The organism is Armatimonadota bacterium, from assembly GCA_035527535.1.
Classification (GTDB): domain Bacteria; phylum Armatimonadota; class Hebobacteria.
In genome coordinates this window covers 1-6,491 of record DATLAK010000040.1, presented here as the reverse complement: position 1 = coordinate 6,491, position 6,491 = coordinate 1, and the positions used below count along the sequence as shown (strand labels likewise).

At 67.0% G+C, this 6,491-nt stretch carries 7 protein-coding genes; 1 reads left to right on the top strand and 6 read right to left on the bottom strand.

Features of this window, described 5'->3' with window-relative positions; translation table 11 throughout:
* The 6 genes from VM221_02280 to VM221_02255 form a co-directional block, all read right to left on the bottom strand.
* A partial coding sequence (locus tag VM221_02280; protein HUT73646.1) for an indole-3-glycerol phosphate synthase TrpC occupies positions 1-480 on the bottom strand: 480 nt, incomplete at its 3' end.
* Positions 477-1,502: an anthranilate phosphoribosyltransferase gene (gene trpD, locus VM221_02275; GenBank protein ID HUT73645.1), complete on the bottom strand. Its 1,026-nt coding sequence runs from the start codon at positions 1,500-1,502 to the stop codon at positions 477-479. The genes trpD and VM221_02280, both read right to left, overlap by 4 nt.
* 200 nt (positions 1,503-1,702) lie before the next feature.
* Positions 1,703-2,293, bottom strand: a complete 591-nt coding sequence (locus tag VM221_02270; protein ID HUT73644.1) for an aminodeoxychorismate/anthranilate synthase component II — start codon at positions 2,291-2,293, stop codon at positions 1,703-1,705.
* Positions 2,294-2,384: 91 nt separating this feature from the next.
* Positions 2,385-3,623, bottom strand: a complete 1,239-nt coding sequence (locus tag VM221_02265) for a hypothetical protein (protein ID HUT73643.1) — start codon at positions 3,621-3,623, stop codon at positions 2,385-2,387.
* A gap of 239 nt (positions 3,624-3,862) precedes the next feature.
* Complete coding sequence (gene trpE / locus VM221_02260; GenBank protein HUT73642.1) at positions 3,863-5,359, bottom strand: anthranilate synthase component I; 1,497 nt, start codon at positions 5,357-5,359, stop codon at positions 3,863-3,865.
* 143 nt (positions 5,360-5,502) lie between these two features.
* Positions 5,503-5,817: a hypothetical protein gene (locus VM221_02255; GenBank protein HUT73641.1), complete on the bottom strand. Its 315-nt coding sequence runs from the start codon at positions 5,815-5,817 to the stop codon at positions 5,503-5,505.
* 92 nt (positions 5,818-5,909) lie between these two features.
* Between VM221_02255 and VM221_02250 the strand changes: the two genes are divergently transcribed.
* A complete protein-coding gene (locus VM221_02250) occupies positions 5,910-6,203 on the top strand; it encodes a hypothetical protein (GenBank protein ID HUT73640.1) in 294 nt (97 codons plus the stop codon).
* Positions 6,204-6,491 lie beyond the last annotated feature (288 nt).

The window sequence follows — 6,491 nt, the reverse complement described above, 5'->3', positions numbered from 1 at the left end:
CGTCTCGACCAGCGCCGCCAGGCCCAGCTCGCGCGCCGCCTCCAGCATCGCCTCCAGGTCATCCCTCAACGCCGCGCAGATCAGCAGCACCGCATCGGCGCCCGTCGCCGCCGTCTCCCGTAGCTGCCATTCGTCTATGATGAAATCCTTGCGCAGGATCGGCAGCGAACACGCCGCGCGCGCCTCGCGCAGGTCCTCCAGCGTGCCGCCGAAGTAGCGCTCGTCGGTCAGCACCGACACCGCCGCCGCGCCGCCGCGCTCATACGCCGCCGCGGTCTCCGCCGGCGTGCGGGCCTGCGCGATCGCGCCGCGCGAGGGCGAGGAACGCTTGAACTCGCCGATGATCGCTACGCCCTCGCCGCGCAGGTCCGAGGCGAAGGCGCGCGCCGGCTCGCCGCGGGCAGCCGGATGGGGTTGCCCGGCCCGGCGCTGGGCGACCTCCTGGCGTTTGTGGCGCAAGATCTCGTCGAGCACGTTCACGACGCCGCTTGCCTCCCCGCGCAGAACGCCTGCAGCCCACCGAGTTTCGCGCGCGCCGCGCCGGAGTCAACGGATTCGACCGCGACCGCGATCCCCTCGGTAAGATCGTTCGCCTTGCCCGCGGCGGCGATCACCGCCGCCGCGTTGAGGATGACGATATCGCGGCGCGGACCCGGCTCGCCGGCGAGGACTGCGGTCAGCAGCCGCGCACTGACCTGGGCGTCGCCGCCGCGCACGGAATCCGGCTCGGCCCTGGGCATGCCGAAATCCTCAGGCGTTACGGTATATGATCGCACTTGTCCGTCGCGCACCTCGTGGACGCAGGTTTCGCTCGTGATCGAGATCTCGTCCACCCCGCACGCGCCGTACACGACGAAGGCGTGCTCCACCTCGAGCTTCGCCAGCACCCCGGCCAGGGGCGCCGCCCACTCGGGGCCGGGGACGCCCATCAACTGCGCGGTGGCTCCCGCCGGGTTGGTCAGCGGCCCCAGCAGGTTGAAGACGGTGCGCATACCGAGCTCCCGGCGCACCGGCGCCGCGTGCTTCATCGCGGGATGGAAGCGCGGCGCGAACATGAAGCCGATGCCGACTTCGTCAATGCAGCGGCAAACCTCCTGCGGCTCCAGGTCGAGGGACACGCCCAGCGCCTCGAGCACGTCGGCGCTGCCGCATTTGCTGGTGACGGAGCGATTACCATGCTTGGCGACGGCGACGTCGGCGCCCGCCGCCACGAACGCGGCGGCGGTGGAGACGTTGAAGGTCTTGACGCGGTCGCCGCCGGTGCCGCAGGTGTCGGCGAGGGGATGCCGCCGCGGCGTGATGCGCACCGCCTGGTCGCGCATGGCGCGGGCGAAGCCGGTGATCTCGTCCACCGTCTCGCCCTTCATGCGCAGGCCCACGAGCAGCGCGGCGATCTGCGCCGGGGTGGCCTCACCCGCCATCACCTGCGTCATGGCGCCGGCCGCCTCCTGCTCGGTCAGGTCTTGGCGCTCCAACAGCTTACCGATGATCTGCCGAATCATTGCACCCTCCGTCGCCGCTCCACGATGCCAACGCCTCTCCCTGACAGGGAGAGGTTGGGTGAGGGTGGATTGGTGGGGCAGGCGTCTCGCCTGCCGATCATTTCGCAGCCGGGACGGCCGCGCCACCATCTCACCCCCACCTTCATCCTCCCCCTGGAAGGGGGAGGCGTCAGTTAGCCTAACCCCAAGTATCCGCGTCGTCACACCCCCGCCGCTGAGATCGGCAGCCCCAGGAAGTTTCGCAGCAGGTCCTTGCCCGCAGCGGTCAGCACCGACTCGGGGTGAAACTGCACCCCCTCGGTGGCGGGATGCTCGCGGTGGCGCACCCCCATGATCTCGCCCAGGTCCGCGCTGCGGGCGGTTACCTCCAGGCAGGCGGGCAGGGACTGCTCCTCGATGATGAGCGAATGATAGCGCGTCGCCTCGAAGGGATTGGGCAGCCCGCGGTACACCCCGCGGTCGTCGTGCGCGATCATCGAGGTCTTGCCGTGCATCAGGCGCGGCGCGCGCACGATGCGGCCGCCGAACGCCTGCCCCATGCACTGATGCCCCAGGCATACGCCCAATATCGGCACGCGCCTGGACAGGCGCAGGATCAGCTCCATGGAAACGCCCGCGTCCTCCGGCGTCCCCGGCCCCGGGGAAATGACGACATGATCGGGGGCCAGCTCCACCGCCTCCTCGACCCTGAGCTTATCGTTGCGATAGACTCGCACCTCCTGCCCCAGCTCGCCCAGGTACTGCACCAGGTTGTAGGTGAACGAATCGTAGTTGTCAATCATGAGGATCATGGTCGTCACTCACCAGCCGGGTTCCAACCACCAAGTCACAAAGACACCAAGTCCAGACAGTAGGACAGCCGTCTCGGCTGCCAACATCCTATTATGTGGCACAGCCCGCCTGTCCTGAGCCTGTCGAAGGGCCCCCGGCTGTGTCGTCTGCGGGAATCATGCTATTCCACCACTTGCACAGCGCGCCTTGGACGATATACTCGAAGGTGTGCAGGTGCATGGGCAAGTCACCCTTAGTCCACTGCACCCCGGCAGCCGGGAGATAAGTGGCCTGGACCCCTGGGCGCTCAGAAGGTACCGGCATTCCCCCGATCCAGGGCGGCTCGCACATCGGAAGAGGAAAGGGCGTCCCGTCATGTAGCGCCGTTGAACGGTAGTCGTAGATGGTTCGCGTCGCCTTCTTGATGGCCGTCTTGTCATCCCATGGGAATTGCGCCCATTCCGGCGGGCGAGATGACGGCGGATCGGGCCAGAATCGCGAAACGAAGTCCACGAACTTCTTCGTTGACCCCAGGGACTCCACCATCATGTGGGCGACTTTGTCCGCGTGGGCCTCGCCGCCGACCGCGACCAATTGCTCTTCAAGCTCCGGCTTGCTTGCATGTAACCTCTCACGAGGGGTCTCCTCCGCCGATCGCCAGTGGTTCGCCGCAGTCTCCACGGCGGATACGAACATCAGCCACGACAGTTCAGGCTGCGATTCGGCAATCCACAGCGCATCCTGGTAAAGCCGTGCGGCGCGCACGATGGCAAACGCATCTGACGGTTCAACCAAAGGAAGATGCTTCACCAACACGTCGTCGTTGAGGGACTGCTCCCGCGCCGGCCCTGGGATGACTCGCCGGTCTGCGCCTCTAAGCAGCACTGGCTCTTCTCCATGTCGTGGACGCGGTCTGCCCTTCGGGTCTTCCCCTGGGATGAACCAGCGCGACCAATCTCCGGGCTTCAAGCGGATGCCCAACGACAAGGAGAAAAGCGCCGCCACCTCGTCATCCCGTCCCCCGCCATGGTATCGCTTGCACTTGGTTCCCCGCGGCAGGTCATCCAGACGAAACAAGGGGTCTTCCGAGTCAAAGACGATCTGCGCCTCAACTCTTAGCACTATCGCCTGCCGGGATACTCCGGGCTTGATGTGAGGCACGAGGTTCAGCAGCCTATACGGGCCGTAACCCTCCTCGAGTTCGCCGGTGACGTATGCATCCGTGTACAGCGGCACTTCGTAAGCCCCCGGGAATTCACGACCCTTGAGCGCCGCTATCCAGTTCTCCCACACGGCCGGCCCGCGTGGATCAGCCTTCGGCTCGTCACCATTCTCGCGTGGCTTCTTCATGAATAGCTGCCTATTGCTTGGCCCTACCTCTTGGGCGCAGCATGCTGCGCCCCTACTGTCTGTCATCGGCGTCTATCGGCGTTCATCGGCGGCCACTTTCGTCCGCCCTTCGTTTCATCTGCGCAATCTGTGGATTCTCCCTCCCCTTGGTGTCTTCGTGTGGCCGGGACCCGACGGGTCGGGCCCGCCACGGCGGCCGCAGGCCTAGCCGTCTTCGTGGTTCCATTTCGTCCGCTGCTTCATCCCAGCCCCCCCTCCGCCATCTCCAGCGCGCGCAGCAGGGCCATGGCCTTGTTCATCGTCTCCTGGTACTCGCGCTCCGGCACCGAATCGGCGACGATCCCCGCCCCCGCCTGCACGTACGCCGTGTCGCCCTTGGCGACGATGGTGCGGATGGTGATGGCGGTATCCATGTTCCCGCTGAAGCTGAAGTAGCCGATGGCCCCCGCATACGGCCCCCGCCGCGTCGGCTCCAGCTCGTCTATGATCTCCATCGCCCGGATCTTGGGCGCGCCCGAGACCGTCCCCGCCGGGAAGCACGCCCGCAGCACGTCGAACTGATCCTTGCCCGCCGCCAGCCGCCCCCGCACGTTCGACACCATGTGGCTGACGTGGGAGTAACGCTCCACCGACATCAGCTTGTCCACCTCCACCGTCCCGGGCTCGCACACACGGCCGATGTCGTTGCGCCCCAGGTCCACCAGCATGATGTGCTCCGCGCACTCCTTCTCGTCCGCCAGCAGGTCCGCGACCAAGGCGGCATCCTCCTGCGCCGTCGCCCCGCGGGGGCGCGAGCCGGCGATGGGGCGGGTGATGACCTCGCCCCCCTCCTCCGACACCAGGCGCTCGGGCGAGCTGCCGATGATCTTCAAGTCTCCATACGTCAGATAATACATGTATGGCGACGGGTTGAGCGAGCGCAGCGCGCGATAGACCTCGAACGGCTCGGCGCGCAGGGGCTTGCGCAGGCGCTGGGAGAGCACAACCTGAATCGCGTCGCCGGCGGCGATGTATTCCTTGGCGCGACTGACCGCGGCCATGAACTGCTCGGGCGTCATGTTGGACTGCGCGGCGACCGGCTGCACGGCCGCGCCCGCGCCGGGGTCGTCTGCCAGGTGCGGGCGATCCATGTGGCGCGCCAGGCGCTGCGCCATCGCGTCAATCTTGGCCACCGCCTGGGCGTAGGCCGCATCGGGGTCGTCGCCGACATAGGCGTTGGCGAGGATCAGGATCTTGCGCTGCAGATGATCGAAAATGAGATAGGTGTCGGTGAAGACCAACATGCAGTCGGGCAGGTCGAGATCGTCGGTGGTGCCGTTGGGGAGCCGCTCGAAGAAGCGCACGAGGTCGTAGCTCAGATAGCCCACGGCGCCGCCGCAGAAGCGCGGCAGCTCGGGGTTGGGGACGAAACGGTACCGCGCCAGCAGCTCCTCGAGCACCATCAGGGGGTCGGCATCGGGCGCGAGTTCGCGGGTTTCGGCGCCGTCGGCGCCGTCTATGCGGACCTGGCGGCCCTTGCTCTGGAAGATAAGGAACGGCTCGCTGCCGAGAAAAGAATAGCGGCCGACCTTCTCCCCGCCCTCGACGCTTTCCAGCAGGAAGGCGTGCTCGCTCGAGCCGAGCTTGAGGAACGCCGAGACGGGAGTCTCGAGGTCGCCCAGGACGGCTCGATAGACTGGGATGAGGTCGCCCCGTCGCGCGCGTTCTCGGAACTCGCCGCGTGATGGTGAATACATGTCGGTCTCGACCGAGATGCCGTCATCAGGCGGGATTGTAGCAGATTGCGCCCTGGCGCGCAACCGGCAATGCCCGGCGCAAGGAACACGGGGCGCGACGCTCGGGGCGGGAGCCGCGTGGGGGCACTCGGGCGCGACGATCCTTAGGGCCGCAGGGCGCGTGCGCAAACGGCGTGCACCACCCGCATCTGGCGCAGGATGAACCCGGCCAGCGAGAGGCGGATGTCATCGCCGGTCTGCCAATAGGCGCAGTGGCGATACTCGCCGCCCAGGCACCACTGAGCCTGGCACGCGAGGGGAAGGTCGTAAGGGCCTTTGCGCCGAAGGGGGTCGGCGTGACAGACATTGAGCGTGCAGGGCATTGCGTAATGGTTGCCCGGCCCGTTCGCCGATCCCAGGTGCGGGCAACTCGTCGCCCGCGATTCGTCGCCTCGTGGAATGAAGGTGTGGGAGTACATTGGCTGCGTCACCCGGCGTGTGCATGTGCGCACGGCCAGTTATTCCACAGTATCCGCAGCAAACTGAGATGCTATGCTTTCGGAGGTAGTATATGGCCGACGGTTTACATCTGACACAGCAGGAGTGGGAGCGCCTGGAACCGCAGCTCGCCGCGGCCGAAGCTCACGCCCACGAGGAGTTCTTCGACATGGAGGAGGCGCGCGCGCTCCTGGGCGAGGACCGCACCACCCCCGGCGCGCGCCTGCTGCGCCGGCTGTTGCAGGGCGGCGACGAGACCGCGGTAGCGCTGTTCCGCGCGGCCGAGATGTACAACCACGAGCTCACCCGCCACGGCTATGCCGCCGCCTATCGCTGTGGCAGAGACGAGGCCGATTCGCAGACCTGATTCCCGCCCCCTCCGGTGAGCGCGGCGGCGCGCTACCTCACCGTCTTCGGCGTTACGCGCTTCCGCCGGCCCGTGGGGACGACCCCGGAGCCGCAGCCCGGTCGGCGCGCATCCCCACTTCTCGGCTCATACCCCCCCATCGGGGTGCTGACGGTTACCCAGTTTCCGATCAGGCCGCAGCGAGATTCTTCACTTCGCGCAGTTTACCCTGAGCGTAGCCGAAGGGCTCCGTTCAGAATGACACCACCAGACCGTCGTCACTGTGAGTGGCTAGGCCCGGAGGGCCGC

Excerpts from the sequence above, each read along its gene's own strand:
- VM221_02255 (HUT73641.1), bottom strand. The coding sequence starts at position 5,817 with ATGTACTCCCACACCTTCATTCCACGAGGCGACGAATCGCGGGCGACG.
- VM221_02265 (HUT73643.1), bottom strand. The coding sequence starts at position 3,623 with ATGAAGAAGCCACGCGAGAATGGTGACGAGCCGAAGGCTGATCCACGC.
- trpE (HUT73642.1), bottom strand. The coding sequence starts at position 5,359 with ATGTATTCACCATCACGCGGCGAGTTCCGAGAACGCGCGCGACGGGGC.
- VM221_02270 (HUT73644.1), bottom strand. The coding sequence starts at position 2,293 with ATGATCCTCATGATTGACAACTACGATTCGTTCACCTACAACCTGGTG.
- VM221_02250 (HUT73640.1), top strand. The coding sequence starts at position 5,910 with ATGGCCGACGGTTTACATCTGACACAGCAGGAGTGGGAGCGCCTGGAA.
- trpD (HUT73645.1), bottom strand. The coding sequence starts at position 1,502 with ATGATTCGGCAGATCATCGGTAAGCTGTTGGAGCGCCAAGACCTGACC.